Genomic DNA, 23889 nt, shown 5'->3' on the forward strand with positions numbered 1-23889 from the left:
GCGGTCGACAATGCCTCGGGCGTCTCGATCATGCTGGAAACGGCCCGCACCTTCCTCGAGCAAGGTGCGCCGCGCCGCTCGGTCCTGTTCGTCGCCCTGACGGCCGAGGAAAAGGGTCTGCTGGGTTCCGAGCATTTCGCCCGCAATCCGACGGTTCCGGCCGAGAATATTGTCGCCAACGTCAATCTCGACATGCCGGTCATCGTCTACGACTTCGCCGACGTGATCGCCTTCGGTTCGAACCACTCCAATCTCGGACCGATCGCCACCCGTGCCGCGGCCCGCATGGGCATCGAAGTGTCCGAGGATCCGCTGCCTGAGCAGTCGCTCTTCGTGCGCTCCGATCACTACAACTTCGTGCGTGAAGGCGTGCCGGCCCTCTTCCTGATGACCGGCTTCTCCTCACCCGACCCGCGCTGGGACGAGGGCGAGGGCTTCATGGGCTTCCTGAACACCCATTATCACCGCCAGACCGACCAGCTGGACGGCGAGCTGGAAGTCCTGTTCGAACAGGGCGCCAAGTTTGCCAATATCAACTACATGATCGCCCGCGAAATCGCCGACAGCGACGAGCGGCCGGCCTGGAATGATGACAGCTTCTTCGGCAATCTGTTCGGCCAAGACGCCGACTAGGGTCGTATCTTCCCGCCCCCGGCCAAATGACCGGGACCGGATGGCTGAGAAATGCAGGCGCGCGTCGTTCCAAACGGCGCGCGCCCTGTTTATAAGCTTGGGCAAAGGGAGCCTGAACTTGACCACTGCCTACGAGACCGTGACCGATACCGACAGTGCCAGTCCGCGCGATGGCCGCATCAAGCTGCATGGGCCGGAGGCGTTCGAAGGCATGCGCAAGGCCGGTCGACTGGCCGCTGAAATCCTCGACATGCTGGTCGAGCATGCCCGTCCGGGCAATACGACCGCCTATCTCGACAAGCTGGCGCGGGACTATGCCTTCGCCCATGATTCCGTGCCCGCGACGCTGTTTTATCGCGGCTACCGGCACTCGCTGTGCACCTCGATCAACCATGTCGTCTGCCACGGCATTCCCGGCCCCAAGCCGCTCAAGGCGGGCGATATCGTCAATATCGACGTCACCGTGGTGGTCGATGGCTGGCATGGCGATACCAGCCGCATGTACACGATCGGCGAGCCGCGCCGGAAGGCCGAGCTTCTGGTCGACACGACCTATGAAGCCATGATGGCCGGCATCAATGCGATCAAGCCGGGCGTCACGCTGGGCACGATCGGCGCCATCATCCAGGACTATGCCGAGGAGCGCCGCTGCTCCATCGTCCGCGATTTCTGCGGCCACGGCCTCGGCCAGAATTTCCATGACAGCCCGAATGTCCTGCATTTCGGCGAGCATGGCGAAGGCCCCGAGCTGAAGCCGGGCATGTTCTTTACCGTCGAGCCGATGCTCAATCTCGGCCGACCGGACGTGAAGGTCCTCTCCGATGGCTGGACGGCGGTGACCCGCGACAAGTCCCTGTCGGCCCAGTTCGAGCACTCGGTGGGCGTCACCGAGACCGGTGTCGAGATCTTCACCGCCTCGCCCAAGGGCCTCGACAAGCCGCCCTATTCGCTCCGCTAGACGATGACCGAGCTGGCCCCGCATACAGGTCACCGGGACCGGCTGCGCGAAAAGCTAACCTCAGCGGGTGGTCTGGCCCTTCACGATTATGAATTGCTGGAGCTTTACCTCTTCCGCTCCATCCCGCGCCGCGACACCAAACCCATCGCCAAGGCGCTGATTGCCCGTTTCGGGGATCTCGGCGGTGTGGCCGGGGCGAGCGTCCGCGACCTCACCGCCATCAAGGGCGTCTCCGAACGTGTCGCCGCCGATCTCAAGCTGATCCAGCCACTGGCCGAGCGGCTCGCCCGCGAACAGGCGATCGGGCGGCCGGTCATCACCTCCTGGTCGGCCCTGGTCGCCTATTGCCGCACCGCCATGCAGCACGCCACCACCGAGCAGTTCCGCGTGCTCTTCCTAGACCGCAAGAACAAGCTGATCGCCGACCAGGTCCTCGGTGAAGGCACGATCGATCATGCCCCGGTCTATCCGCGCGAAGTGGTCAAGGCCGCCCTCGCCCACGAGGCCTCGGCCATCATCCTCGTGCACAACCACCCCTCCGGCGACGCCACGCCCAGCCAGGCCGATATCGAGATGACAAGAACACTGATGGAGATCTGCAAACCGTTCGAAATCGCGGTGCATGATCATCTGGTGATCGGCCGGGAAAATACGGCGAGCTTCAAGACGCTGGGCTTGATGTGATGGTAGAGGGCGTAGAGCAATAACGCGCCGCGCGCGAATTGAACCATGAACCGCTTGTCATCCCGGCCGGATAGCCTGCGCAGGCAGGCTGTAGAGCCGGGACCCATTGGCGCCATTGCCCGCCAGAATGAGCGTACAGGTCCCGGATATGCGCCCCGCCTTCGCGGGGCATTCTTCCGGGATGACAACAGCACGAAATGCCTGGAAAGCCCTACCCCGCCGGCTCGATCGGCTGCCAGAGCTCGATCTTGGTGCCGTCCGGGTCCATCACCCAGGCGAAACGGCCATAGTCGAAATCCTGCGGTTCACCCTCCAGCGGCACGTCCTTTTCTTTCAGACGCGCCAGCATCGAATCCATGTCGTCAATCATGAGATTGATCATGAAGGGCTTGTCCGACGGCTTGAAATAATCCGTCCCGGTCTTGAAGCCGGAGAAGATCGTCCGGGCGCCTTTCGGGAAGGCTTTGCCGGCGTCGGCGTGCAGGAAATCGGCACCGCCATAATCATTGAGCTCGAGACCGAGCTTGTCGGCATACCAGGCCATCAACGCGGATGGATCAGGGCTGTGAAAGAAAATCCCGCCGACACCAATCACCCTTGCCATGCTCACCTCCATGATTGTCCGCAAGGATAGCGGCAATAGCCGCTCAGGCCAGCCGTTTGTCGATTTTGCGGAGGATCGGATCACGCGCCCGGGCGCTGAGGAAGATCGCCGGGATGCGCAGCAGATATCGCCACCACTCACTGGTCTTGCCGATGGCATTGCGGTCGGCTCCGGCGGCGATGAAGCGGCGGATCTCGGTCATCATGGCCCGATCCTTGGCCCACAATACCTGCCCCCGGTACTCGACCTGGAACCAGGCCTGGCCCGGCCAGTCCAGCGTGTGCGATGCCGCATGACCACAGGCCGTGCAGCCGACCTGACCGTCCCGGTTATCAGTCAATATCGTCCCGTCCGCCCGCCTGACCGTGACCGGCAAGGCCTTGTCGTGGCGGGTCGAAAAGACCGCCCTTCCGCCGCAGCGCGGACAGGCGATATCCATCGGTCCGCGCAGCAGGGCATGGTCGTAGATCTCGGTCATGCCTCAATCTAGTCACGTCCGGCTGGCTCGCACAGATGAAAAGCGGGCTGGACGCAGCGAGCCACTCGCCTAGCCTCTGGCGCGAACCAGAAGGAGCGTCCCCATGATGCAAGCCCCCGCCCATTACTTCACCCATCTGGCGTGTTCGGAAACCGGCGAGCGCCATGAGGCCGACCAGCCGCACAATCTGTCGAAGGCCGGCAAGCCGCTGCTGGCGCGCTATGACCTTGAGAAGATGAAGACCGAGACCGATCGCGGCGCGATCTGGGCGCGCGCGGGCGGGTTCTGGAAATGGCGCGAGCTGCTGCCGGTCGCCGATGAGGCGCATGTCTGCGCCCTGGGCGAGATCGACACGCCGCTGATTGATGTGCCCGCGACGGCCAGGGCTTCCGGCGCGACCGGCAAGGTCTGGGTCAAGGATGAGGGCCGCCTGCCGACCGGCAGTTTCAAGGCCCGCGGCCTCGCCCTCGCCGTCGCCATGGCCCACCAATACGGCCTCAAACGCCTCGCCATGCCGACCAATGGCAATGCCGGCGCGGCCCTCTCGGCCTATGCCAGCCGCATGGGCATGGAGAGCTGGTGCTTTGCGCCGGAAGACACGCCGGAAGCCAATCTGCGCGAGATGGCGCTGCAGGGCGCACGGGTCTTCAAGGTCAACGGATACATCCACCATTGCGGCGCCCTCGTCGGCGCAGGCAAGGACAGGATGGGCTGGTTCGACGTCTCCACCCTCAAGGAGCCCTACCGGATCGAGGGCAAGAAGACGATGGGCTTGGAACTCGCCGCCCAGCTGGGCTGGCGCGTGCCCGACGCCATCTTCTACCCGACCGGCGGCGGCACCGGCCTGATCGGCATGTGGAAGGCCTTCGACGAGATGGAAAAGCTCGGCTGGATCGGTTCCGAACGCCCGAAAATGTTCGCCGTCCAGGCCGAGGGCTGTGCCCCCATCGTCAAGGCTTACGAGGACGGCGCGAGGCACGCCGAGGAATGGCTCGACGCCCAGACCGCCGCCATGGGCATTCGCGTCCCCAAGGCGATCGGTGATTTCCTGATCCTCGACGCTGTCCGGGAAAGCGGCGGTGCCGCGCTCGCCGTCTCGGAGGACTCGATCGAGACCGCCCGGACGCGGTGTGCGCGACAGGACGGGCTGTTGCTCTGTCCGGAAGGTGCTGCGACGCTGGCTGCCATGGAGAAAGCAATGGGCGACGGCTTGCTGGAACGCGATGCGGAATGCGTGCTGTTCAATTGCGGGTCCGGGCTGAAATACGCGATGCCGGACGGGGCGATGGCGCTGGACCGGCATGGCGAGGTGGATTGGGGGAGTCTTTAGTGGCGCAGCTGCCGCTGCGCGCCCCTCACCTTTGATTCCTCTCCCCGGTCGGGGAGAGGCGGAGCTGCCGCGCCCTTATCCATCAACCGCACCAAGGAGGTGAGAGATGATTGATCACATCTCGCCCGATGATATTCGAGTGATAGCCAGAGAGACGGTTAGTGAGGCTCTCCGTCTTGGAGTGCAGCAAGATAGCTCAACAAGGCATCTCTCACCGGGTCGTCATCTCCGTAATGCTTGGCGCTTGCTTCTAGGTGCCTGCAAACATCTTCGTTTGTCACTCCTGTCTGCTCTTTCGGGAGGCGCAAAGTGATGGCGAATAATTCTAGCGATAATGCCGTTTGCGTGCCTTGCATGTCGGTCCCCATTCTATCCGTGATTGATCGTATCTCGCCTGCCGCTAATGTGCGGGTATGTGGACGCTATTTAGACGCGCTGCGCTTGCCTTTGGTGGGTGGCTGTTCGGTTTCGCTGTCGGCGTTGGGTCTGGCATGATTGATCCCGACTATCAGGGCTGGGTGTTTTGGCTGGGAGGCGGCCTCGGTCTGGCCATGATCTTGGCTGCTTGGATTTGGGAAGCCGTCCCATTCTTGAAGGGGCAAAGGCTAGTTTCTGGTCAGACGCACTACACCTTGCACCAGCTTTGCCATGATCTGGCCGGAATGCCCATTTCGGATAGCGAACCTACGGGGGACGCGTCATCCGTACTCTACATGATACGGCAATTGCGCTTTGACGGTAAAATTCCCGGCTACAGCATTTCAGAAAACGACAAAAAGAAGTGCCAAATGGAAGCGGTGATGTTGGGGGAGAATAAATCCGACCCAATATCATTTTATAGGATGGCGAATTTTTCTATTCCAAAAAAAGACAAAGCCGTTTTTGAAAAAGCAATTAAATCCGAACGTCAGTCGCGCCAATCTCGCTCAAACACTGCAGCATAAAGCCAGCCGTAAACGATCCACGACTTAGCTTGTTTGCCAAGCTGCGTTCATTCTCTCCAATCATCTCTGCAAGCTGTTTCACGCTTACATCCCTCCGGGTCATCTCAGCCCGGAGGATATTTTTTGCCTGCTTGTTCCAATCAACATCTGACATTAATCACGCCTCCTGATTATACAATCATCATATTCGGTGATTATCTCATTGACAAGGGCATGCATAATCACCATATTTAGTGACAACAGCACTGAATATGGAGATTTCGACATGGCGCAACACTTCCTTCTCTCTGCACAAGCCCGCACCATGTCCCTCAAGGCCATCTACAAGGCTGGCGAGGAAGCTGCTTATGAGGCGTTCAAGTCCATGCGTTGGGCTGGGACGGATGGCGAGGCGGTTTGCCCGCGTTGTGGCTGTATCGAGACTTACGACATTGCCACCCGCCGCAAGTTCAAGTGCAAGGCCTGTTATCACCAGTTCTCGGTTACGTCCGGCACGATCTTCGCCAGCCGCAAGATGGACTTCACCGATCTGCTGGCCGCGATCTTCCTGTTTGTGAATAGCTCTAAGGGTAAGAGCGCCGTCCAGATGAGCCGCGAGCTGGATGTGCAGTACAAGACCGCTTGGGTTCTCTGCCACAAGCTGCGTGAAGCCATGCAGGGCGAATACGAAAACGCCACGGTGTCAGGTGAGGTCGAGATTGACGGCGCGTATTTTGGTGGCCACGTGAAGCCCGCCAACAAGCGCGAAGATCGCAAGGACCGCCGCCTTGCTGAAAACCAGAATGGCCAGCGCCGTTCGGTTATCGTGATCCGTGAGCGCAAGGGCCGGACGCTGACCTTTGTAACCAAGACGGAAGCTCAAGGCGTCCAGCACGCGAATGACCGCGTTGCGCCTGGCTCTGTCCTGTTTGCTGACGAGGCGCGCCACTGGGACGGTCTGGCCCGCAAGTTCGACATGGGCCGGATCAATCACCAAGAGGCTTATTCGCTGAATGGCAACAGCACGAACATGGCGGAAAGCTTCTTCTCTCGCCTGCGCCGCATGGTGCGCGGGCAGCACCACTTCGTTAGCCCGAAATACCTCTACCAGTACGCCAATCATGCCGCATGGCTGGAAGACCACCGCGAAGAAGATAACGGCGCCCTGGTGGGTCGCACGGTGAGCGCCGCTATGTCCGCCCCGGTGAGCCGGGCGTTCAAGGGATACTGGCAGCGTGGTGCGGCTTAGTTCGCGCTAGGCTTTCGCCTATCCTTCACGGATTGGTGCACGCGCTTAAGTCTCACCTGATCCCAGCCCCTACGCTCGACAATCCAAGCGGCAATGTCGGCATTGCTCTCAAGGCCCGCGCGCTCTGCCTCACCAATTAAGGCGACCAGCTCACCAGAGCGGAACAGGCGCGCTCTCACGGGCTTTCTGCGCGGCTCGATACTCTCGATATCCTCGAACCCAAACACCAGCAGAGCGCGGTCTATGGCCCGCAAATCGGACTTCACCCGCTCTAGCTCTCCGGCCAGTTCGGATCGCTTTTTCTTTAGCGCACTGATAGCGTGGTCTGACATGGCAATTTAGGGGAGAGATATGGACGTAGCTCAATACATTAGTTTGCGGAAGGAATTCGAAGCGGTTGACCGAGAGCTAAAAGAAGTCGCCGCTTTGGTAGTGCGATATGGAGCGCTGCTCCGTGGGAATCCTGAAATGTGCTCGGTAGACGGATACACCAAGCTTCCTGTTGAAAGAGCTGGAACCGCAATTGAGACGATAGATGACCACAAGTGGCCAGACGCTAAGCGTCTTGGGGGCCTTCTTTCTCGCTGGCATCACTGTGACAGGGAGACTGAAAAAGCTTTTGCCCAACTGTCTGACGACGATAAGAAGGAAGTACGGAAGCCGAGATACCTAGAGTAAATACTTGGTCGCGCTCACCACGTCCATGCAAATTAATCGGCACCTCAAGCACCTCCCCTGTAAGTTTATAGGCTAATGCGCCTATAGCATTGCAGAGAAACGTAAACTTTTCTTCTTCTGTCGGCGGTCTATTTATCATACCCCAAATCTACCCCATCTCCTCTTCTGCCTAAACTACCCAAAGCATATCAAAAGCAGCACCCCACGTCTTGGTGCTGTTGATACATGGGGACGAGCTGCCGTCTCCTTCTCCCCGACCGGGGAGAAGGAGCCCCGGAGGGGCGGATGAGGGGCGATCAAAAACCTGACCTCCATAACCGGGATCACATCGGCATTGCAAACCGGCGCGGTAGCCTCTCACCATGCGTCACCCGCACCGAGAGCGCGCCCGGCAATTGCGTCGCGAGCAGACACCGGCTGAAGCCCGGCTGTGGGCCCGGCTGCGCGGGCGCCAGCTCCACGGCGCCAAATTCCGGCGGCAAGTCCCTGTCGGGCCTTTCATCACAGACTTCCTGTGCAAAGAGCTATCGATCGTGATCGAGGCTGATGGCGGCCAACATGGCGACCAGGAAGACTATGATGCCCGGCGCACCGCCTGGCTGGAACGCGAAGGCTTTGAGGTCTTGCGCTTCTGGAACCACGACGTTCTGACGGATATCGACGCTGTCATGGAGGTCATCGGTGAGGCCGTACATCTGGCTCAACGCCGGAACGCGATTCTTTGATGGCGCAGCTGTCGCTGCGCGCCCCTCACCTTTAATTCCTCTCCCCGGTCGGGGAGAGGTGGTGCGTCTTCTTCTCCCCGACCGGGGAGAAGGTGCCCCGAAGGGGCGGATGAGGGGCGAAGGAAAACTGCCACGCGCCCGCGGCCCGGCAGTATCCCGCACACCTCCCCTGCACCCCCCAATCTTGACCCCGCGCCATTTCCGTCGCATCCCCCGCGCTTCTGTCTCACATCGCGCGGAGCCCGCTCATGATCCCCCGCTATACCCGTCCGGAAATGGCCGCCATCTGGTCGGACCAGAACAAGTACAAGATCTGGTATCTGATCGAGGCGCACGCGACGGAAAAGCTGGCCGAGCTGGGTGTGGTGCCGCAATCGGCGGTCGACGCGGTGTGGAAAGCGAAAGACGTCGAGTTCGACGTGGCGCGGATCGATGAGATCGAGCGCGAAGTAAAGCATGACGTCATCGCCTTCCTCACCCATCTGGCCGAGCATGTCGGCGAGGAGAGCCGTTTCGTCCACCAGGGGCTGACCTCCTCGGACGTGCTGGACACCTGCCTGGCGGTGCAGATGAAACAGTCCGCCGATCTCCTGCTGGAGGGCATGGACCGGGTGCTGGCGGCGCTGAAGACGCGCGCACAAGAGCACAAGTTCACCGCCTGCATCGGCCGCTCGCACGGCATCCATGCCGAGCCGACCACGATGGGTCTCAAATTCGCCCGCTTCTACGCCGAGTTCGACCGCAACCGCGCCCGCCTGGTCGCTGCCCGCGAGGAGATCGCGACCTGCGCCATTTCCGGCGCGATTGGCACGTTCGCCAATATCGATCCGGCCGTGGAAGAACATGTCGCCAAACAGATGGGCCTGACCGTCGAGCCGGTCTCCACCCAGGTCATCCCGCGCGACCGTCATGCCAATTATTTCGCCGTGCTGGGCCTGATTGCCTCGGCGATCGAGAATATCGCCATCGAGGTGCGCCATCTGCAGCGTTCGGAAGTGCGCGAGGCGCAGGAATATTTCTCGCCGGGCCAGAAGGGCTCGTCGGCCATGCCGCACAAGCGCAACCCGATCCTCACGGAAAACCTCACCGGCCAGGCCCGCCTCGTGCGCTCGGCCGTGGTGCCGGCGATGGAGAATATTGCCCTCTGGCATGAGCGCGACATCTCGCACTCCTCGGTCGAGCGCGGCATCGGTCCGGACGCCAATGTCCATCTCGATTTTGCCCTGCACCGCACGGCCAGCATGATCGAAAAGCTGATCGTGCATGCCGACCGCTGCGCGGAAAATCTCAACGCCTATGGCGGTATCCATAACTCCCAGCGTGTCCTGCTGGCCCTGACCCAGGCCGGCGCCTCGCGTGAGGACAGCTATCGCCTCGTCCAGCGCAACGGCATGAAGACCTGGGATGAGGGCGGCATGCTGGTCGATCACCTCAAGGCCGATGAAGGCGTCACCGCCCTGCTCTCAAACGAGCAGATCGAGGCCTGTTTTGACGAGGCCTATCACATGAAGCATGTCGACACGATTTTCGCGCGGGTGTTTGGCTGACGCCCCTTTCCTCCCCCGCCTGCGGGGGAGGTCCGGCGTACAATGGGAACAGGTACTATTAACGCGTGCCGTTAATTGTACCTGTCCCCACAAAACTCCCAAGCGGGGGCAGAAAACCGTGCCTGCCTCTGGCGGCCCAGCCAGCGCCCGCCTACATTGCCGCCATGGCCAAGACTCACCCCCAAATCGACGACCGCATCCGCGCCTTCATCGAGAAGCAGCAGATGTTCTTTGTTGCCACGGCTCCGTCGGGAGACGGCGGGCATGTGAACCTGTCGCCCAAGGGCTATGACAGTTTCCGCATCCTGGGGCCCAATGAGGTCGCCTATCTCGATCTCGGCGGATCGGGCATCGAGACCCTGGCCCATGTCCGCCAGAATGGCCGCATCACCTTCATGTTCTGCGCCTTTGAAGGGGCGGCCAATATCCTGCGCCTCTACGGCCAGGCCGAGGCGGTATCCTTCGACGAGCCGGGCTTTGCCGACAGGCTCGCCCTCTTCCCGGACTTCCCCAAGGCGCGCACCATCTTCACCGCGACGATCGACCGGATCCAGGACAGCTGCGGCTGGGGTGTGCCGTTTTACGAATATGCCGGCGAACGTGACCAGCTGGTGCGCGTCAATGCCCACCGTACGGACACGGAGTGGACGGAGCGCCGCTACCAGTCCAATGCCGTCTCGATCGACGGACTGCCGGGACTGGTCAGGCCCGGGCAGACGGGCTAACTCCCGGCCAGCCACCCTTCGACACCGTTCCATGAAAGCCGTTCCATGCGCATCAGCCTGATCCTCATCGCCGCCCTCGCCGTCTTCATGGCGCCGAACTTTTTCCGCTCCAGCTGGGACGGGGCTGCCGAGGCCGAGATTGCCGAGACGGCCGCAACAGAGCCGCGCCTGGTCGCCGCCATGTTCCGCTCCTCCTGGTGCTCGGCCTGCCGCATCATCGAGCCGCGCGTCGAGGATGTCCGCACGGAATACGAGGACGCGGCCATCGGCTGGGTAAAGTTCGACTTCACGCTGGGCCGTCGCGACAGCCTGGCCGAGCTGGCCGAAGCCGAGGGCTTGTCAGGGATTTACAGCGAGGCCGCCGGTTCGACCGGCTTCATGCTGCTGATCGATCGCGAAACGGGCCAGGTCTTCGAGATGATCACCATGGATTACGACCGCGACCAGATTCGCGAAGCGCTGGATCGCTGGCTGCACGTGGTCGAGCGGCTGGAAGCGGAAGGCGTCTGAGCTGCCCCCTCATCCCCCCTACGGGGACCTTCTCCCGCGAGGGGAGAAGGCGTATGAGTGCGCCGCTGGCAAGAACGCCCTCTCCCCTTGCGGGAGAGGGTGGCCCGGAGGGCCGGGTGAGGGGTCACAAAAAAAGCCCCGGCCAGGCCGGGGCTTTTTCGTCAGTCAAACCGGTCGGCATCAGCCCTGCGAGCGGATCTGTTCGCGTGCCGTGACCATAAGGTCGTCCATCTGCTTGCGCAGGAGATGGTCTGACAGGTCGACGCCCTTGGCATCGAGATCGGCGCGCACCTTGCGGAAAACGTCGTCATCGCCGGCCTCCTCGAAATCGGCCACGATCACCGACTTGGCGTAGGCCTCGGCTTCCTGGCCTTCAATCCCGAGCAGCTCGGCAGCCCACAGGCCCAGCAGCTTGTTGCGACGGGCCGTCGCCTTGAACTCGATCTCCTGATCGTGGGCAAACTTGTTCTCGAAGCCTTTTTCGCGGTCGTCGATGCCCGACATGGGTCTCTCCCTGAAGACGGTCCTGATGGACGGTTGTGTTGCCTCGTTGAGTAGCTTGGCCGTCCGGCCAAATCAATCTTTGCGCTGAAGCTCGCACAGGCTTCATGCCGCACCGCGACAAGAGATTGCACCGCAGGGCCGCGAGGGATATTTTCACTCTCCGATACGCGGTCCGGTCTTCGATTCGGGCCGCGTCGTGCTTTTTCACGGCCGGGCGTCCGCTGGGGGCTTCCGGTTCTGACGCTGGAGCGCTGCTCATGTCCCGCCGCAAGATGATTTACGAAGGCAAGGCCAAGATCCTTTATGAGGGTCCCGAGCCGGGTACTATCGTCCAGTATTTCAAGGACGACGCGACCGCCTTCAACAACCAGAAAAAGGCGACGCTGGAAGGCAAGGGCGTGCTCAACAACCGGATTTCCGAGCATGTCATGCTCGGCCTCGGCCGGATCGGCATCCCGACCCATTTCCTCAAGCGCCTGAACATGCGCGAACAACTGGTGCGCCAGGTCGAGATCATTCCCCTGGAAGTGGTCTGCCGCAATGTCGCCGCCGGCTCCATCAGCACGCGCCTCGGCGTACCGGAAGGCGAGCAATTGCCGCGCTCCATCGTCGAATTCTACTACAAGAAGGACGAGCTCGGCGATCCGATGATCTCCGAGGAGCACATCACGGCCTTCAACTGGGCGACCCACCAGGAGATCGACGACATGATGGCGATGACCCTGCGGGTCAACGACTTCCTGTGTGGCCTGTTCACCGGTGCCGGCATCCGCCTGGTGGACTTCAAGCTGGAATTCGGTCGCCATTACGAGGGCGACATGGTGCGCACCGTCCTGGCCGACGAGATCAGCCCGGACAGCTGCCGCCTGTGGGATCTCGAGACCAACGAGAAAATGGACAAGGACCGTTTCCGCCGCGATATGGGCAATGTCACCGAGGCCTACGCAGAAGTCGCCCGCCGTCTGGGCATCATGAAGGAAAGCGGCCAGGGTGCCGCCAATGGCGATGTCGGCAAGGGCGACGCGGCGAAGTAGATTCACCCGCATAGCCAGAACAAGAGGGGCGCAGCCGAATGGCGCGCCCCTTTTTTTTCATTTTTATTGGTGTTGCGGATATCGAAACCGGCGCGTCACCCGACCCGCCATGATTACAATTCAGAAAGCCGCCCCCTGTCTGATTTACTCCCCGAGCGGTTCGACCGGTTATTGTCGGTGCTCGGGCCCATTGAAGTGGGGACAACGACATGATTCACGCCATCCTGGCCGGGGCTCTCAGCCTCGCCATTCAAGCGGATATGGCCCAAGCCCAGACAGACACCCGGGCGGATTTCGATATCGAGGTACTCGCCGAGACCCTGGAAAGCCGGGACTTCAACTATCCCTATCCCGTCGAGGTGCTCGACCTCCCGACAGCGCCCAACGGCATTGATTACCGCCTTTACATACGTCCACCCCTGCGCGATCCCGCCGAGGGAGAGCAATCCTCCAGCATCTATCTTCTGGATGCCCGGCAGCTTTTCACGCCGGCTGCGTCGATGACCTATAATCAGGAATATTTCGACTTCATCCCGTCGAGTTACTTCATCGGCATTGGCTATCAGGAAGATGGCGCCGACAGTTTCGACGAATATGACCGCACACGGGACTATACACCGACAGCCTTCACGCCGGACGAGAACCATTTCCTCTACAATTCACGCCAGGACTGGGAAGGCTCCGGCGGGGCCGAAGCCTTTTTCGACTTCTTTGAAACGGTGATCATCCCGCTTGTCGAGACGCGCTATGACGTGTCCCCGTCCGACCGTGCCCTGGTCGGCAAGTCCACGTCCGGGCTCGGCGCCACCTATGCACTGCTGGAGCGCCCGGGCATGTTCAACCGCTATGTCATCATCTCCCCCGCCCTCTGGTGGGATGATTGGCTCTTGCCACGTCATGAGCGCTGGGTGATGCGCGCCGAGGCCGCGACGCGTGACACCGAATACCCGGTCGAGACACGCGTTTACCTCGCAGCCGGCGAGGCCGAGCACACATTCGGGCTCGCGACCGATGTCTTCGTGCTCTTCGATGCCTTGCGGTCCCGTCGGAACGACAATCTGCGCCTGAATGCCGAACTCCTGCCCGGAGAACAGCATGAGAGCGCCTTTCCGGCCGCCCTCATGCGCGGGCTTGCCGGCGTTTACTCGGACCGGCGCGAATCCGCGTCGCCATTTGAGTGGGGCGATTGACCGGGGCTGGCGACAGCCCCTCCCGACCGCGCACCGCATGACAGCTGCGCGGCGGTCCGCCTTCCCGGCTTTGCGAGCGCAGATCTGACACCTTGCATCCCCGCCCTGCTGAATCACCACGCTCGGCGAATTGCACCAACGCCGACTCCGCTTTATGCAGGGGCGAAATGTCGTGATCAGCACAAGCGAGTCGAGCCCGTGAAAGCGAAAATCCACGTCTACCTGAAACCCGGCGTCCTGGATCCCCAGGGAGCCGCCGTTGCCGGCGCCCTGCACAATATGGGCTATGACGAAGTCACGGCGGCCCGCCAGGGCAAGCTGATCGAGCTGGACCTGACCGGCGATGATGTCGAGGCGGCCCGCAAGCGCGTCGACGAGATGTGCGCCAAACTCCTCTCCAACCCGGTGATCGAGAGCTACTCGATCGAGCTGGCGTAGGGAGAGGCCGCGCTCATGAAATCCGCCGTCATCGTCTTCCCGGGCTCGAATTGTGATCGTGACGCCCACGACGCGATCGAGAAGGTCACGGGTCAAAAGCCGGCCATGGTCTGGCACCAGGAAAGCGAGCTGCCCGAAGGCACCCAATTCGTGATGGTGCCCGGCGGGTTTTCCTATGGCGACTATCTGCGCTGCGGCGCCATGGCCTCGCGCTCGGCGATCATGCCGGCCATCGTCGCCCATGCTGCGACCGGCGCGCCGGTCCTGGGCGTGTGCAACGGCTTTCAGATCCTCACCGAGAGCGGGCTTCTGCCGGGCGCGCTGATGCGCAATGCCGGTCTGAAATTCGTCTGCGAGAAAGCCCCGCTCACCGTCGAGAACGCCAATACGCAATTCACCTCGCGCTATGAGGCCGGGGCCCAGCTGCTGGTGCCGATCGCCCATCATGACGGCAATTATTTCGCCGATACCGAGACGCTCGACCGCATCGAGGGCGAAGGCCAGGTCGTCTTCCGCTATGGCAGGAACCCCAACGGGTCTGCCCGCGACATCGCCGGCATCATCAATGAGCAGGGCAATGTGATGGGCATGATGCCCCACCCGGAACGCGCCGTGGACGACGGCCATGGCGGCACGGACGGGCTGGCGCTGTTTGAATCTCTTCTCGGGAGCGCTTGACGATGACCCAATACGCCGAAGGCATCACCGCCGAGATCGTCAAGGAACACGGTATCAATGACGCCGAATACGCCGTCATCCTGGACCGTCTGGGCCGGGCGCCGAACCTCGTGGAACTGGGCATTTTCTCGGTCATGTGGTCCGAGCACTGCTCCTACAAGTCCTCGCGCGCCCATTTGGGCAAGCTGCCGACCAAGGGCGAGAAGGTGATCCAGGGGCCGGGCGAGAATGCCGGTGTCATCGATATCGGTGACGGGCCGAATGGAAAAAAGATGGCGTGCATCTTCAAGATGGAGAGCCACAACCACCCCTCCTTCATCGAGCCCTATCAGGGCGCGGCGACCGGTGTCGGTGGCATCCTGCGTGATGTCTTCACCATGGGCGCGCGTCCGGTGGCGCTGATGAATGCGCTGCGCTTTGGCGCACCCGAGCACAAGAAGACCCGCCAGCTGGTCTCCGGCGTCGTCGCCGGCATTGGCGGCTATGGCAATTGCGTCGGCGTGCCCACGGTGGGCGGCGAGACCAATTTCCACGCCGGCTATAACGGCAATATCCTCGTCAATGCGATGGCGGTGGGTCTGGCCGAGGCCGACAATATCTTCTACGCCCGCGGCGCCGAGCCGGGCCAGCCGATCGTCTATGTCGGCTCCAAGACCGGCCGCGACGGCATCCATGGTGCGACCATGGCTTCGGCGGAATTTGACGACCAGTCCGAAGAGAAGCGTCCCACCGTGCAGGTCGGCGACCCCTTCGTGGAGAAGAAGCTGATCGAGGCCTGCCTCGAGCTGATGGCGACCGACGCCATCGCTGCCATCCAGGACATGGGGGCTGCCGGCCTCACCTCCTCCTCGGTCGAGATGGCCGACAAGGGCGGGATCGGCATCGCGCTCGACATGGACAAGGTGCCCCAGCGCGAAACCGGCATGACCACCTATGAGATGATGCTCTCGGAAAGCCAGGAGCGGATGCTGGTCATCATGAAGCCGGGCCGCGAGGACGTCGCCTACGAGATCTTCAAGAAGTGGGAGCTGGACGTCGCGGTGATCGGCGAGACCACGGATACGGGCCGCATGGTCCTCACCCACAAGGGTGAGGTCGTGTGCGATATCCCGGTCGCGCCGCTGGCCGATGACGCGCCGAAATACGAGCGCCCTTATTTTGCGCCGGAAGTGCGCGCCCAGCTCAATGCCAAGGACGTCGCCCAGCCATCACACATGGGCGAGGTCCTGCTGAAGATCATGTCGAGCCCCGACATGGCCTCGAAAGCGTGGATCTGGAAACAGTATGACCGCCACGTCATGGCCGACACGACCGCCTCCTCCGAGGACCCGTCGGACGCCGCCATCGTGCGCGTGCACGGCACCAACAAGGCGCTGGCCATCACCACCGATTGCACACCGCGCTATTGCTTTGCCAACCCGTTCGAGGGCGGCAAGCAGGCCGTCGCCGAAGCCTGGCGCAATCTGACCGCTACCGGTGCCGATCCGATCGCCATCACTGATTGCCTGAATTTCGGCAATCCCGAGCGTGAAGAGATCATGGGCCAGTTTGTCGGTTGTATCGACGGCATGGCCGAAGCCTGCGCCAAGCTCGACTTCCCGGTCGTGTCCGGCAATGTCAGCCTCTACAATGAGACCAATGGTGTGGCGATCCCGCCGACGCCCGCCATCGGCGGTGTCGGGCTGATCCCGGACATGGCCAAGCGCGCCCATTTCGGTGGCATGCGCGAAGGCGATATCCTGCTGGTCGTCGGCGAAACCGAAGGCGCGCTGGGCGCCTCGGTCTATCTCAAGGTCATCGAGGGCCGCGAGGATGGCGGCGCACCGCTGGTCGATCTCGACGCCGAGAAAGCCCATGGCGATTTCGTGCGCGGCCAGATCCGTGCCGGCCGCCTGTCGGCCTGTCACGACCTGTCCGATGGCGGTCTTGCCTGTGCGGCGGCCGACATGGCGCTGGCCTCGGATATGGGCATCAAGCTCGCCCATGAAGGCAATGTGCCCATGCATGGCTATCTCTTCGGCGAGGACCAGGGACGCTATCTGCTGGCGGCCGCCAAGGAAGACGCCATCGCCATCCTGCAGGACGCCAAGGCCGATGATGTGCCGGTGCATGTGGTCGGCCTCGCCGGCGGCACGGCGGTCACCGTTAATGGCGCCCACCCGCTGGAACTGGATCGCCTGCGTGCGGCCTGGGAAGGCTGGATGCCTGCGCTGATGGACCAGCTGGTCGAAGCCGCAGAGTAGCATCGCGGCGGCAATTGCTAGTTGTGCCTGATTTTCCTATAGTTTGAAGTTACGCACCACCTAGGCGGGCGTGAAGTGATGGGGCAAATTTCGATGGCAGACCCAGCAGCGCCACGACAGGGGCCACCCGTTGATCCCGAGCACTGGATCGACCAAGCCGTACTGCACATCCGGCATGGAGATTTGCGGGGCGCCACGGTCGCGATCAACCGATTCACGGACGCCTGCCCCGACCGGCTACACCCTTTGGAGCGCATCTTTGCCAACCTGTCCCGGCCCGCGCAGGATGATGCTGTCGCCCCGCTCCTGCGGGCGATCGAAACCGCCTGTTCCGATTCCGCCACCTTCCGGACTTTCTGCAACCGCCTGAAGGCCCATCATCGCATCGAGGTCGAGCCGGATCACTATACAAAGCGGATCGACCGTCGCGACGCATCAGTCAGCAAGCTCGCGCGCGACTGGTCCCAGGCCACCTTGCAGGTGACAAGCCAGCCACGCGAGGAACGGCCGTCCGTCAGCTATGCCGAGGAAGTCGCCGCGTCGCTTCAAAGCGCGCTGGATGGGGATTTCCACAGCGCGCAAACGGCTTTGGCCGAACTGCATGGCCGGGCGCCCCAAAGCTTCACCCAGGAACGTATCGACGAGGCGCTCCGCCTGCTGGCACGCCTCCAGAAAGCGCCGCCCCCTGACCGGGCCATTCTCGACGATCGACCGCGTGACATGGCCGTTTCCGATCGCGGTTCCGGCCCGCATACGGCCATCATTTTCACCGGCCTGGCCGAACGTGTAAGCGGATTGCCGATCTCCATTTTCGACCGACTGCTCGCCGAAGCCGGCTACCGGACCATCTTCCTGCGTGACCCCAGCCGATTTGCCTTCGCCTGTGGCATCGCCTCGCTTGGATCGACCGCACACGCCACGATTGACGCCCTGAGGCCCCTCGCCGTCCCGGAGGTCGGCGGGGAATTGCTGGTTATCGGCACCTCCGGCGGCGGCTATGCGAGCCTGCGCTACGGGCTTGAGTTGGGCGCAGACCGGATCGTCGTGATCTCGGGGGGCACGGTATGCCATCCCGACGACCTGGCCGAGCTGGGCGATACACGGGTACCGGTCGTCTCACGTCGGACCGTGGCGCGGGCCGGACCGGGCGATTTCACCGAGCCGGTGCACGCGATCATCGGCCAGTACCGCAAGCGGCCGGACATCACGCTCCATTTTGCCGAGGACATGGCCATAGACCGGGCCCACGCCATGCTGCTGGACGGACGCGATGGGGTCCGGCTCTGCCCGTGCCGCAATACGGCGCGCCACAACATTATCCTGACCGTGCTGGACAGCCTGACAGACGGCGCCCTGAAGCCCGTTTAACTAAAAATTGCCTCATGATAGGCTTGCAGCCAAGGGGAATCATCTAGGAGTTGGCGCTTGGCCTCGTCGTCCACAGAACTGCAGGCAGATAATCGCCGCCCCACGGCGATGGACCGGCGCAGCCTGGTCCGCATGCTGCGCTTTGGCGCCGACTTGCGGTCATCGGGCTATGATGTGGCCTCCACGTGCAATCTGCGCTGTGAGGGCTGTTTCTATTTTTCCGGCGAAGCCTCCAACATCCAGGCGGATACGTCTGTCCTGTCCGACTGGCAGGCCTTCTTCAGGGCGGAGCGCGGGCGGGGGGTGAATTATGCCTTCCTCGCGGGCGCCGAACCCTCCCTCTACCTTGACCGCATTCGCGCGGCGGCGGCCGAAATTCCCTGGGGCATGGTCTTTACCAACGGGACGCGGCGCATTCCGGCAGACATTCCCTACCGGCTGCACATCTCGCTCTGGGGCGATGACGACACGGCTGACCGGGTGCGCGGTGCCAGCGTCAACAACAAGGCCTTTCGCAATTATGCCGGCGATCCGCGTGCCCTCTTCATCTACACGATCAACGCCCAGAATATTGACGAGATCGCGCCGATGGTGGCGCGGTGCGCGACTGCCGGCGTTCCCATCAGCTTCAATTACTACAGCCCGACCGGTGACTATCTGACCCGACTGGCCGAGCAGGCCGGCGACCGCAGCGACTATTTCCGCTTCTCCACGCCGGACGACAATCTCCTGCTCGACGAGACCGCGTTCGCGCGCTGCAGGACCGTTCTGAAATCCGTGCTGGAGACCTGGCCGGACACCGTCCTCTACTCCATGGATTACGACCGGTGGATTACCGCCTCACCGGCGCCCTACGCGCTGGATGCCGAGGGGATCGCCACCGACTGCTCCTTCCGCGCCGACGGATGGCACCGCCATCACCAGATCGACCGGTCCGTCAGTGCCCAGAAGTGCGGCAACCCCAATCTCGACTGCAGCGCGTGCCGCACCTATGCCGCCGGCATGGGCAGCTATGTCCGCCAGTTGCGCCAGTCTGCCGGGCAGGACAATGCCCGACAGGCCTGGGCCGAGGCGTTTTCAGTCTGGCAGAACATTTTCATGGGTCCGCAGCTCAGCAGCCAGCGGCGCCTCGCGGCCGAATGAGAGGGTCAGCCCTCGGCCAACGCGAACACGTCTTCGACCGGGACCCTGAAATGACGAGCCAGACGCAGGGCAATCACGGTTGATGGCACAAAGCGTCCGACCTCGATCGTGCTGATGGTCTTGCGCGACACGTTGATGGCGTCAGCCAGGTCGGACTGGCTCATCCCGGTCTCGGCTCTCAGCACACGCAGCCGGTTGGTCAGCGGCGCACTCACAGCGTCTCTCCCGGGTCGCTGTCCCGGCTGAAGAGGAAAAAGGACAGAGCAAAACTGGCCAGGGCGATGGTCAGGACCAGGTCAAGCAGGACGTCCGCTGCAATCCGCTCGAGCACCAGCCCGTCCAGCATCGTCAACACACTCATTGCAAGGAAGGTCGTGGCGAAACCGGTGAGCGCTGCCCGCCGGATCGCCTGGCTCATGAAGCCGTCTTCCTTCCACGGATTGACCGGCGGACCGCCAAGCCGTCGCTTGATGATGAAGAAGCTCGGCAGGAAGACCAGGACAATCAGCAGACTGCCAATCAGCCCGGCATCATTCAGATAGTTCGACATGGGCGGCCCGGTCAGCGCCTGAACCACGTTCAGGGCGTAGACCAGGGCGGCCAGGGCGGCGGCCCAGCCGGTCATGCCGGCGAGCCGGTCACCGGCCTCGGCGCGATTGCGGGGTGAGAAGAAAGACATGATTGGCTCCGGAGCGACTTCGATACCTGTGATATACACAATGATACCTCAAGGTGTCAACTTGGGACGTATAATTCCCAACTCGCTCCGGGGATGAAACAGGCCCGGCGCACGCACCGGGCCTGTTTCAGATCGTCAACGCCGGAGCGAAATCAGCGCCCGGACGCTTCACCGATCATGTCGAGATTCGCGTCTGACTGACGCGCAAAGTCGGCGATCGCCTCACTGGCATCCTGGAAGAAATCCAGCGTCATGTTCTCATAGGTATCGGTTGGCTGGTGATAGTGCGGGTGGAAATCGACACCGAGATAGATGAAGGGAATGCCGACGGCGTGAAAGGCGCCACTATCGGTCAGATTGGTCCAGTCCCCGCCCGGCTCATCGGTGGGCTCGTCATAGCCCATCGGCATGTCGACCGTCGCCCGACCGGCCACGTCTTCGACGATCGGCGTCAGAAAGGGATAATGGTACGTGCCGACCGCCCACAGGATGCGGTCGCTCGACATGGCGACCATGTCCATATTCAGGTTGAAGGTGATGTTCTCGATCGGGATGGGCGGGTTGGCGACGAAGGCACGCGCGCCCTGCAGGCCGCGCTCCTCGGCGTCGACAAAGGCGAAGATGACATCATGCTCGGGCGGTTCGGCAAGGAACATCTCGGCCACCGCGAGGACGGAGGCAACCCCGGAGGCATTGTCGTCGGCGCCATTCCATATCTGGTCGCCCCGCATGCCCTCATGATCGTAATGGGCCGAGACAACCATGGTTCGCGCGCTGTCGCTGGTCCCGTCAATGCGGGCCAGGATATTGACCCCGTCTACCTTCTCGCCCGTGCGCCGCATTTCGAATGAAAAGCCGTGCTCATAGCTGTCGCCGACCGGGGCCAGCCCCATCATCTCCAGCCGTTCAACGATATAGGCGCGGGCACGGGCATTGCCGTCGGTTCCGACCTCGCGGCCCTCCATGTCATCGGCAGCCAGGACACGCAGATCGGCAAGCAATTGCGGTCGGTCAAGCGACCAGTCCGCGACCTGGTTTGCGGGCTGGATCGCCGTGCAGGCCGTCGTCAGCAGGATCGCGGAAAACATGGAAGAAGCCAGAATGGCACGCATGGAAAACCCCCGGTTCACAAAGATGTCAGCCAGATTGCCATGCGCGGGTCAGCCGCCCCACCAAATTTTCCGTAACATTCAGAACCAGCGGCTCGGGCGCGCGGCCGGTTCGTCCTCATGCGCGGGCCAGTTGGCCTCGGACTGTTCCAGGTATCCGGGGATGTCGCGTTCCCAGCGCTCCTGGATATCGGGCGAGAAATTCATGTAGAGCACCTCATCGACGACGCGATAGGCCAGCGGGTCGCTGCGGACCTTGCGGTCATTGGCCAGCGCATAGGCGCAATGCCCGTCATAGGCCGGCGCATAGCGGGCCGGGTTGGCGACGAACAGGTCACGATTGGCCTCGCTGGCGAAGAACCAGGTCACGCCATTGAAGTCCGCCGTGATGCTCTCCCGGCCCTGCAGCGGCATGTCTTCCGTGTGATAGCTGACCACGTCATAGCCCCCCACGGGACGGCCTTCGCGATCAACAAAGGGCTCACCGGCATCGGCGAACCCGACAAGAAAAACCGTCGCCAGGACAAGATTGGCGAGGCCCAGTGCAAGGCGGAGGAGAGATTTCGCAGTAAGGATGGCGGTCATGGTCTTTTCCCGTGCAGCGGTCACGACTAGCTTGGCGCAGATATGGGCTGCAAAGGCTTTGGGTGATAGTCCACGAGACGACACATCCGGTCACGGACGCGCCGGGCCGTTGTGATCCATCGTGAACGCGCAGCCCCTCACGGCCGATCTGCACCCCGGGACGGAAACTCAACGAGGACACGCCATGCCCATGCCTGCCGACGACATCATTGCCCTGATCAAGGCCGGCATCCCGGATGCCGAGATCGAGATGACCGACCTGGCCGGTGACAATGATCACTGGAAGGCTGTGGTCACGGCCGAGAGCTTCCGCGGCAAGCTGCGCGTCGCCCAGCATCAGATGGTCTACGCCGCGCTCGGCGAGAAGATGGGCGGCGAGCTGCATGCGCTGGCGCTGGAAACGCGGACGCCCGGCTGATGATCGAGGCGGACGGCTTCTCGCGCCTGGGCTTCGGCGTCACCGGTCCGCATGCCGGGCTTGGCACCGGGCGCAGCGCCACGACACGCCTGATCCACCAGGCAATCGATCTCGGCGTCACCCTGTTCGACACCGGTCCCGCCTATGGCAGGGGCGAAGCGGAAAACCGTCTCGGCACCGCCCTCAGGAGCGTGCCCCGCAACAAGGTCTTCGTCGCGACCAAGGCGGGCGTCCAGGCCGGCGGCTATCGCGACTTCTCGGCCGGCGCGGTTGAAATGTCGCTGCGCGATTCCCTGAAACGCCTGCAGCGGGATCATGTCGATCTTCTGCTCCTGCATGGCCCCTCGCCAGACGAGCTAACCGACAGGCTGATCCGCCGCCTGCAGGCTTTCCGGGATCGCGGCATGATCCGCCATATCGGCGTGTGCGGCCGCGGCGCCGAACTGGACCGGGCCATCGAGCTGGGCGTGTTCGACGCCCTCATGGCGCCGGTCCACGCCGGCATCAGCGTGCCCGAACAGCAGCGCCTCGAGCGCGCCCGAACGGCCGGCCTTTCGGTGATCGGCATCGAAGCCATGGCCGGCGCGGCCCGGCCCACCGGCCTGCCCGCTTCGCGCGGCGATCTGTGGTATCTGGCGCGCCAGGTCAAACGGCGCCTGCGACGCGATCCACCTGTCGTGGCCGGCACGAGTCCGGTTGACGGCCTGCGCTGGGCACTCTCGCAGCCCTTCGCCGACAGTGTCATCTGCCTGACCACACGTCCGGCCCACCTGGCCGCCAATGCGGCACTGGTCGCCGCTCTTGAAGCCGGGCAGCCGACGTCCTAGCTATCGACAAGGTTTACCCGAGGAGTTCAGCCATGTCCGTGACCGCCCAGGACAGCATCAAGTCGACCATCGACACTAACGACGTCGTTCTCTTCATGAAGGGCACGCCGGTCTTTCCGCAATGCGGCTTTTCCTCGGTGGTGGCGCGCGTCCTGGATCATCTCCAGGTCAGTTTCGAAAGCGTCAACGTGCTCGAGGATGACGGCATTCGCCAGGGCATCAAGGAATTCTCGAACTGGCCGACCATTCCCCAGCTCTATGTGAAGGGGGAATTCCTTGGCGGCTGTGACATTATCAAGGAAATGTTCGAGACCGGTGAGCTTCAGGCCTATTTCAAGGACAAGGGCGTCATCGACGCCGCGTGATCGCTGGCCGTCGAGCGGCGTGACCGCTTCGGCGCCATCCGGCTCCCCAAACTGGCCATGTCATCCCGGCCCGCATTGAAGCGGGCCCTCGCCTTGCCCTGTCCCCGAGCGCCGTGAAACCCCGTCCCCGGTGCAAGCAGCGATGATGGCCCGCGCTCGCGGGCTGGCATTGACCGTGTGGAAATCGCGCAAGGGAAAGCGGCGGCAACGGGTCCGACTGAAGCGACGAGCGGCGCGCTGTGGGGCAATTTCCCCCGACCTATT

28 protein-coding genes are annotated in these 23889 nt (G+C 62.6%); 20 read left to right on the top strand and 8 right to left on the bottom strand.

Annotated elements, in window-relative coordinates:
* The 3 genes from QZZ02_RS05150 to radC all read left to right on the top strand — a co-directional run.
* Positions 1 to 633, top strand: a 633-nt coding sequence (locus QZZ02_RS05150; RefSeq protein ID WP_291842816.1) for a M28 family peptidase, incomplete at its 5' end; no start/stop codon positions are given.
* Positions 634 to 751: 118 nt separating this feature from the next.
* On the top strand, positions 752 to 1591 hold the full coding sequence (gene map, locus QZZ02_RS05155) for a type I methionyl aminopeptidase (RefSeq protein WP_291842817.1): 840 nt from the start codon (positions 752 to 754) through the stop codon (positions 1589 to 1591).
* A gap of 3 nt (positions 1592 to 1594) precedes the next feature.
* Positions 1595 to 2275 (top strand): DNA repair protein RadC, encoded by a 681-nt coding sequence (gene radC / locus QZZ02_RS05160; RefSeq protein WP_291842819.1) that lies wholly within the window; start codon positions 1595 to 1597, stop codon positions 2273 to 2275.
* A gap of 211 nt (positions 2276 to 2486) precedes the next feature.
* Here the strand turns inward: radC and QZZ02_RS05165 are convergent, their stop codons facing one another.
* Together QZZ02_RS05165 and QZZ02_RS05170 are read right to left on the bottom strand one after the other, a co-directional pair.
* Positions 2487 to 2879, bottom strand: a complete 393-nt coding sequence (locus QZZ02_RS05165) for a VOC family protein (protein ID WP_291842820.1) — start codon at positions 2877 to 2879, stop codon at positions 2487 to 2489.
* 43 nt (positions 2880 to 2922) lie between these two features.
* On the bottom strand, positions 2923 to 3357 hold the full coding sequence (locus QZZ02_RS05170) for a hypothetical protein (protein WP_291842821.1): 435 nt from the start codon (positions 3355 to 3357) through the stop codon (positions 2923 to 2925).
* Between the two features lie 103 nt (positions 3358 to 3460).
* Here QZZ02_RS05170 and QZZ02_RS05175 point away from each other — a divergent pair, with 103 nt between their 5' ends.
* Positions 3461 to 4687 carry a threonine synthase gene (locus QZZ02_RS05175; RefSeq protein WP_291842822.1) on the top strand — a complete coding sequence of 409 codons (1227 nt, stop codon included), beginning with the start codon at positions 3461 to 3463 and terminating at the stop codon, positions 4685 to 4687.
* 491 nt (positions 4688 to 5178) lie between these two features.
* Positions 5179 to 5631, top strand: a complete 453-nt coding sequence (locus QZZ02_RS05180; RefSeq protein WP_291842823.1) for a hypothetical protein — start codon at positions 5179 to 5181, stop codon at positions 5629 to 5631.
* Here QZZ02_RS05180 and QZZ02_RS15045 read toward each other — a convergent pair.
* The gene (locus tag QZZ02_RS15045; RefSeq protein WP_366511500.1) at positions 5582 to 5785 is read right to left on the bottom strand and encodes a DUF6471 domain-containing protein; all 204 of its coding nucleotides are present in this window, start codon (positions 5783 to 5785) and stop codon (positions 5582 to 5584) included. The two genes, QZZ02_RS05180 and QZZ02_RS15045, sit on opposite strands and share 50 nt — an antisense overlap.
* Before the next feature lie 111 nt (positions 5786 to 5896).
* Between QZZ02_RS15045 and QZZ02_RS05185 the strand changes: the two genes are divergently transcribed.
* From QZZ02_RS05185 to QZZ02_RS05205, 5 genes are all read left to right on the top strand, one after another.
* Positions 5897 to 6859, top strand: a complete 963-nt coding sequence (locus QZZ02_RS05185) for an IS1595 family transposase (RefSeq protein ID WP_291842824.1) — start codon at positions 5897 to 5899, stop codon at positions 6857 to 6859.
* Between the two features lie 1040 nt (positions 6860 to 7899).
* On the top strand, positions 7900 to 8262 hold the full coding sequence (locus QZZ02_RS05190) for a DUF559 domain-containing protein (protein WP_291842825.1): 363 nt from the start codon (positions 7900 to 7902) through the stop codon (positions 8260 to 8262).
* A 248-nt stretch (positions 8263 to 8510) separates the two neighbouring features.
* Entirely contained in the window at positions 8511 to 9809 is a 1299-nt protein-coding gene (purB, locus tag QZZ02_RS05195) for an adenylosuccinate lyase (protein ID WP_291842826.1), read from the top strand.
* Positions 9810 to 9973: 164 nt separating this feature from the next.
* Positions 9974 to 10534, top strand: a complete 561-nt coding sequence (locus tag QZZ02_RS05200) for a pyridoxamine 5'-phosphate oxidase family protein (protein WP_291842828.1) — start codon at positions 9974 to 9976, stop codon at positions 10532 to 10534.
* 45 nt (positions 10535 to 10579) lie between these two features.
* Positions 10580 to 11044, top strand: coding sequence for a thioredoxin family protein (locus QZZ02_RS05205; protein WP_291842829.1), 465 nt, complete (start codon positions 10580 to 10582; stop codon positions 11042 to 11044).
* 180 nt (positions 11045 to 11224) lie between these two features.
* Here the strand turns inward: QZZ02_RS05205 and QZZ02_RS05210 are convergent, their stop codons facing one another.
* Positions 11225 to 11548 (bottom strand): DUF1476 domain-containing protein, encoded by a 324-nt coding sequence (locus tag QZZ02_RS05210; protein ID WP_291842830.1) that lies wholly within the window; start codon positions 11546 to 11548, stop codon positions 11225 to 11227.
* A 257-nt stretch (positions 11549 to 11805) separates the two neighbouring features.
* Between QZZ02_RS05210 and purC the strand changes: the two genes are divergently transcribed.
* From purC to QZZ02_RS05245, 7 genes are all read left to right on the top strand, one after another.
* The gene (purC, locus tag QZZ02_RS05215) at positions 11806 to 12582 is read left to right on the top strand and encodes a phosphoribosylaminoimidazolesuccinocarboxamide synthase (protein ID WP_291842831.1); all 777 of its coding nucleotides are present in this window, start codon (positions 11806 to 11808) and stop codon (positions 12580 to 12582) included.
* A gap of 209 nt (positions 12583 to 12791) precedes the next feature.
* A complete protein-coding gene (locus QZZ02_RS05220; protein ID WP_291842832.1) occupies positions 12792 to 13772 on the top strand; it encodes an alpha/beta hydrolase-fold protein in 981 nt (326 codons plus the stop codon).
* Between the two features lie 198 nt (positions 13773 to 13970).
* Complete coding sequence (gene purS / locus QZZ02_RS05225) at positions 13971 to 14210, top strand: phosphoribosylformylglycinamidine synthase subunit PurS (protein WP_291842833.1); 240 nt, start codon at positions 13971 to 13973, stop codon at positions 14208 to 14210.
* Positions 14211 to 14225: 15 nt separating this feature from the next.
* Entirely contained in the window at positions 14226 to 14888 is a 663-nt protein-coding gene (gene purQ, locus QZZ02_RS05230; protein ID WP_291842834.1) for a phosphoribosylformylglycinamidine synthase subunit PurQ, read from the top strand.
* A gap of 2 nt (positions 14889 to 14890) precedes the next feature.
* Positions 14891 to 17131, top strand: coding sequence for a phosphoribosylformylglycinamidine synthase subunit PurL (gene purL, locus QZZ02_RS05235; RefSeq protein WP_291842836.1), 2241 nt, complete (start codon positions 14891 to 14893; stop codon positions 17129 to 17131).
* A 93-nt stretch (positions 17132 to 17224) separates the two neighbouring features.
* Complete coding sequence (locus tag QZZ02_RS05240; protein ID WP_291842837.1) at positions 17225 to 18499, top strand: hypothetical protein; 1275 nt, start codon at positions 17225 to 17227, stop codon at positions 18497 to 18499.
* Between the two features lie 57 nt (positions 18500 to 18556).
* Positions 18557 to 19642 (top strand): radical SAM protein, encoded by a 1086-nt coding sequence (locus QZZ02_RS05245; protein WP_291842838.1) that lies wholly within the window; start codon positions 18557 to 18559, stop codon positions 19640 to 19642.
* A gap of 5 nt (positions 19643 to 19647) precedes the next feature.
* On the opposite strand, the gene QZZ02_RS05250 is transcribed toward QZZ02_RS05245, so the two are convergent.
* The 4 genes from QZZ02_RS05250 to QZZ02_RS05265 form a co-directional block, all read right to left on the bottom strand.
* Complete coding sequence (locus tag QZZ02_RS05250) at positions 19648 to 19857, bottom strand: helix-turn-helix transcriptional regulator (RefSeq protein ID WP_291842839.1); 210 nt, start codon at positions 19855 to 19857, stop codon at positions 19648 to 19650.
* Positions 19854 to 20321, bottom strand: coding sequence for a hypothetical protein (locus QZZ02_RS05255; RefSeq protein WP_291842840.1), 468 nt, complete (start codon positions 20319 to 20321; stop codon positions 19854 to 19856). Before QZZ02_RS05255 ends, QZZ02_RS05250 begins: the two co-directional genes overlap by 4 nt.
* A gap of 152 nt (positions 20322 to 20473) precedes the next feature.
* On the bottom strand, positions 20474 to 21433 hold the full coding sequence (locus QZZ02_RS05260; protein WP_291842841.1) for a M20/M25/M40 family metallo-hydrolase: 960 nt from the start codon (positions 21431 to 21433) through the stop codon (positions 20474 to 20476).
* Positions 21434 to 21511: 78 nt separating this feature from the next.
* Positions 21512 to 22015, bottom strand: coding sequence for a YHS domain-containing (seleno)protein (locus tag QZZ02_RS05265; protein WP_291842842.1), 504 nt, complete (start codon positions 22013 to 22015; stop codon positions 21512 to 21514).
* 184 nt (positions 22016 to 22199) lie between these two features.
* On the opposite strand from QZZ02_RS05265, the gene QZZ02_RS05270 reads away from it, so the two are divergent.
* Genes QZZ02_RS05270 through grxD form a run of 3 tightly spaced genes read left to right on the top strand, consistent with a single transcriptional unit; the run spans position 22200 to position 23625 of the window.
* The gene (locus QZZ02_RS05270; protein WP_291842844.1) at positions 22200 to 22433 is read left to right on the top strand and encodes a BolA family protein; all 234 of its coding nucleotides are present in this window, start codon (positions 22200 to 22202) and stop codon (positions 22431 to 22433) included.
* Positions 22433 to 23260, top strand: a complete 828-nt coding sequence (locus tag QZZ02_RS05275) for an aldo/keto reductase (protein ID WP_291842845.1) — start codon at positions 22433 to 22435, stop codon at positions 23258 to 23260. The genes QZZ02_RS05270 and QZZ02_RS05275 overlap by 1 nt, the downstream gene beginning before the upstream one ends.
* 32 nt (positions 23261 to 23292) lie before the next feature.
* On the top strand, positions 23293 to 23625 hold the full coding sequence (gene grxD, locus QZZ02_RS05280) for a Grx4 family monothiol glutaredoxin (RefSeq protein WP_291842847.1): 333 nt from the start codon (positions 23293 to 23295) through the stop codon (positions 23623 to 23625).
* The last annotated feature ends 264 nt before the right edge of the window (positions 23626 to 23889 follow it).

The sequence above is a fragment of the Maricaulis sp. genome (genome assembly GCF_015665295.1).
Lineage (GTDB): Bacteria > Pseudomonadota > Alphaproteobacteria > Caulobacterales > Maricaulaceae > Maricaulis.

Bases quoted from the DNA above. Each gene is read 5' to 3' on its own strand.
- radC (WP_291842819.1), top strand. From the start codon at position 1,595: ATGACCGAGCTGGCCCCGCATACAGGTCACCGGGACCGGCTGCGCGAA.
- QZZ02_RS05165 (WP_291842820.1), bottom strand. From the start codon at position 2,879: ATGGCAAGGGTGATTGGTGTCGGCGGGATTTTCTTTCACAGCCCTGAT.
- QZZ02_RS05170 (WP_291842821.1), bottom strand. From the start codon at position 3,357: ATGACCGAGATCTACGACCATGCCCTGCTGCGCGGACCGATGGATATC.
- QZZ02_RS05175 (WP_291842822.1), top strand. From the start codon at position 3,461: ATGATGCAAGCCCCCGCCCATTACTTCACCCATCTGGCGTGTTCGGAA.
- QZZ02_RS05180 (WP_291842823.1), top strand. From the start codon at position 5,179: ATGATTGATCCCGACTATCAGGGCTGGGTGTTTTGGCTGGGAGGCGGC.
- QZZ02_RS15045 (WP_366511500.1), bottom strand. From the start codon at position 5,785: ATGTCAGATGTTGATTGGAACAAGCAGGCAAAAAATATCCTCCGGGCT.
- QZZ02_RS05185 (WP_291842824.1), top strand. From the start codon at position 5,897: ATGGCGCAACACTTCCTTCTCTCTGCACAAGCCCGCACCATGTCCCTC.
- QZZ02_RS05190 (WP_291842825.1), top strand. From the start codon at position 7,900: ATGCGTCACCCGCACCGAGAGCGCGCCCGGCAATTGCGTCGCGAGCAG.
- purB (WP_291842826.1), top strand. From the start codon at position 8,511: ATGATCCCCCGCTATACCCGTCCGGAAATGGCCGCCATCTGGTCGGAC.
- QZZ02_RS05200 (WP_291842828.1), top strand. From the start codon at position 9,974: ATGGCCAAGACTCACCCCCAAATCGACGACCGCATCCGCGCCTTCATC.
- QZZ02_RS05205 (WP_291842829.1), top strand. From the start codon at position 10,580: ATGCGCATCAGCCTGATCCTCATCGCCGCCCTCGCCGTCTTCATGGCG.
- QZZ02_RS05210 (WP_291842830.1), bottom strand. From the start codon at position 11,548: ATGTCGGGCATCGACGACCGCGAAAAAGGCTTCGAGAACAAGTTTGCC.
- purC (WP_291842831.1), top strand. From the start codon at position 11,806: ATGTCCCGCCGCAAGATGATTTACGAAGGCAAGGCCAAGATCCTTTAT.
- QZZ02_RS05220 (WP_291842832.1), top strand. From the start codon at position 12,792: ATGATTCACGCCATCCTGGCCGGGGCTCTCAGCCTCGCCATTCAAGCG.
- purQ (WP_291842834.1), top strand. From the start codon at position 14,226: ATGAAATCCGCCGTCATCGTCTTCCCGGGCTCGAATTGTGATCGTGAC.
- purL (WP_291842836.1), top strand. From the start codon at position 14,891: ATGACCCAATACGCCGAAGGCATCACCGCCGAGATCGTCAAGGAACAC.
- QZZ02_RS05240 (WP_291842837.1), top strand. From the start codon at position 17,225: ATGGCAGACCCAGCAGCGCCACGACAGGGGCCACCCGTTGATCCCGAG.
- QZZ02_RS05255 (WP_291842840.1), bottom strand. From the start codon at position 20,321: ATGTCTTTCTTCTCACCCCGCAATCGCGCCGAGGCCGGTGACCGGCTC.
- QZZ02_RS05260 (WP_291842841.1), bottom strand. From the start codon at position 21,433: ATGCGTGCCATTCTGGCTTCTTCCATGTTTTCCGCGATCCTGCTGACG.
- QZZ02_RS05265 (WP_291842842.1), bottom strand. From the start codon at position 22,015: ATGACCGCCATCCTTACTGCGAAATCTCTCCTCCGCCTTGCACTGGGC.
- QZZ02_RS05270 (WP_291842844.1), top strand. From the start codon at position 22,200: ATGCCCATGCCTGCCGACGACATCATTGCCCTGATCAAGGCCGGCATC.
- QZZ02_RS05275 (WP_291842845.1), top strand. From the start codon at position 22,433: ATGATCGAGGCGGACGGCTTCTCGCGCCTGGGCTTCGGCGTCACCGGT.
- grxD (WP_291842847.1), top strand. From the start codon at position 23,293: ATGTCCGTGACCGCCCAGGACAGCATCAAGTCGACCATCGACACTAAC.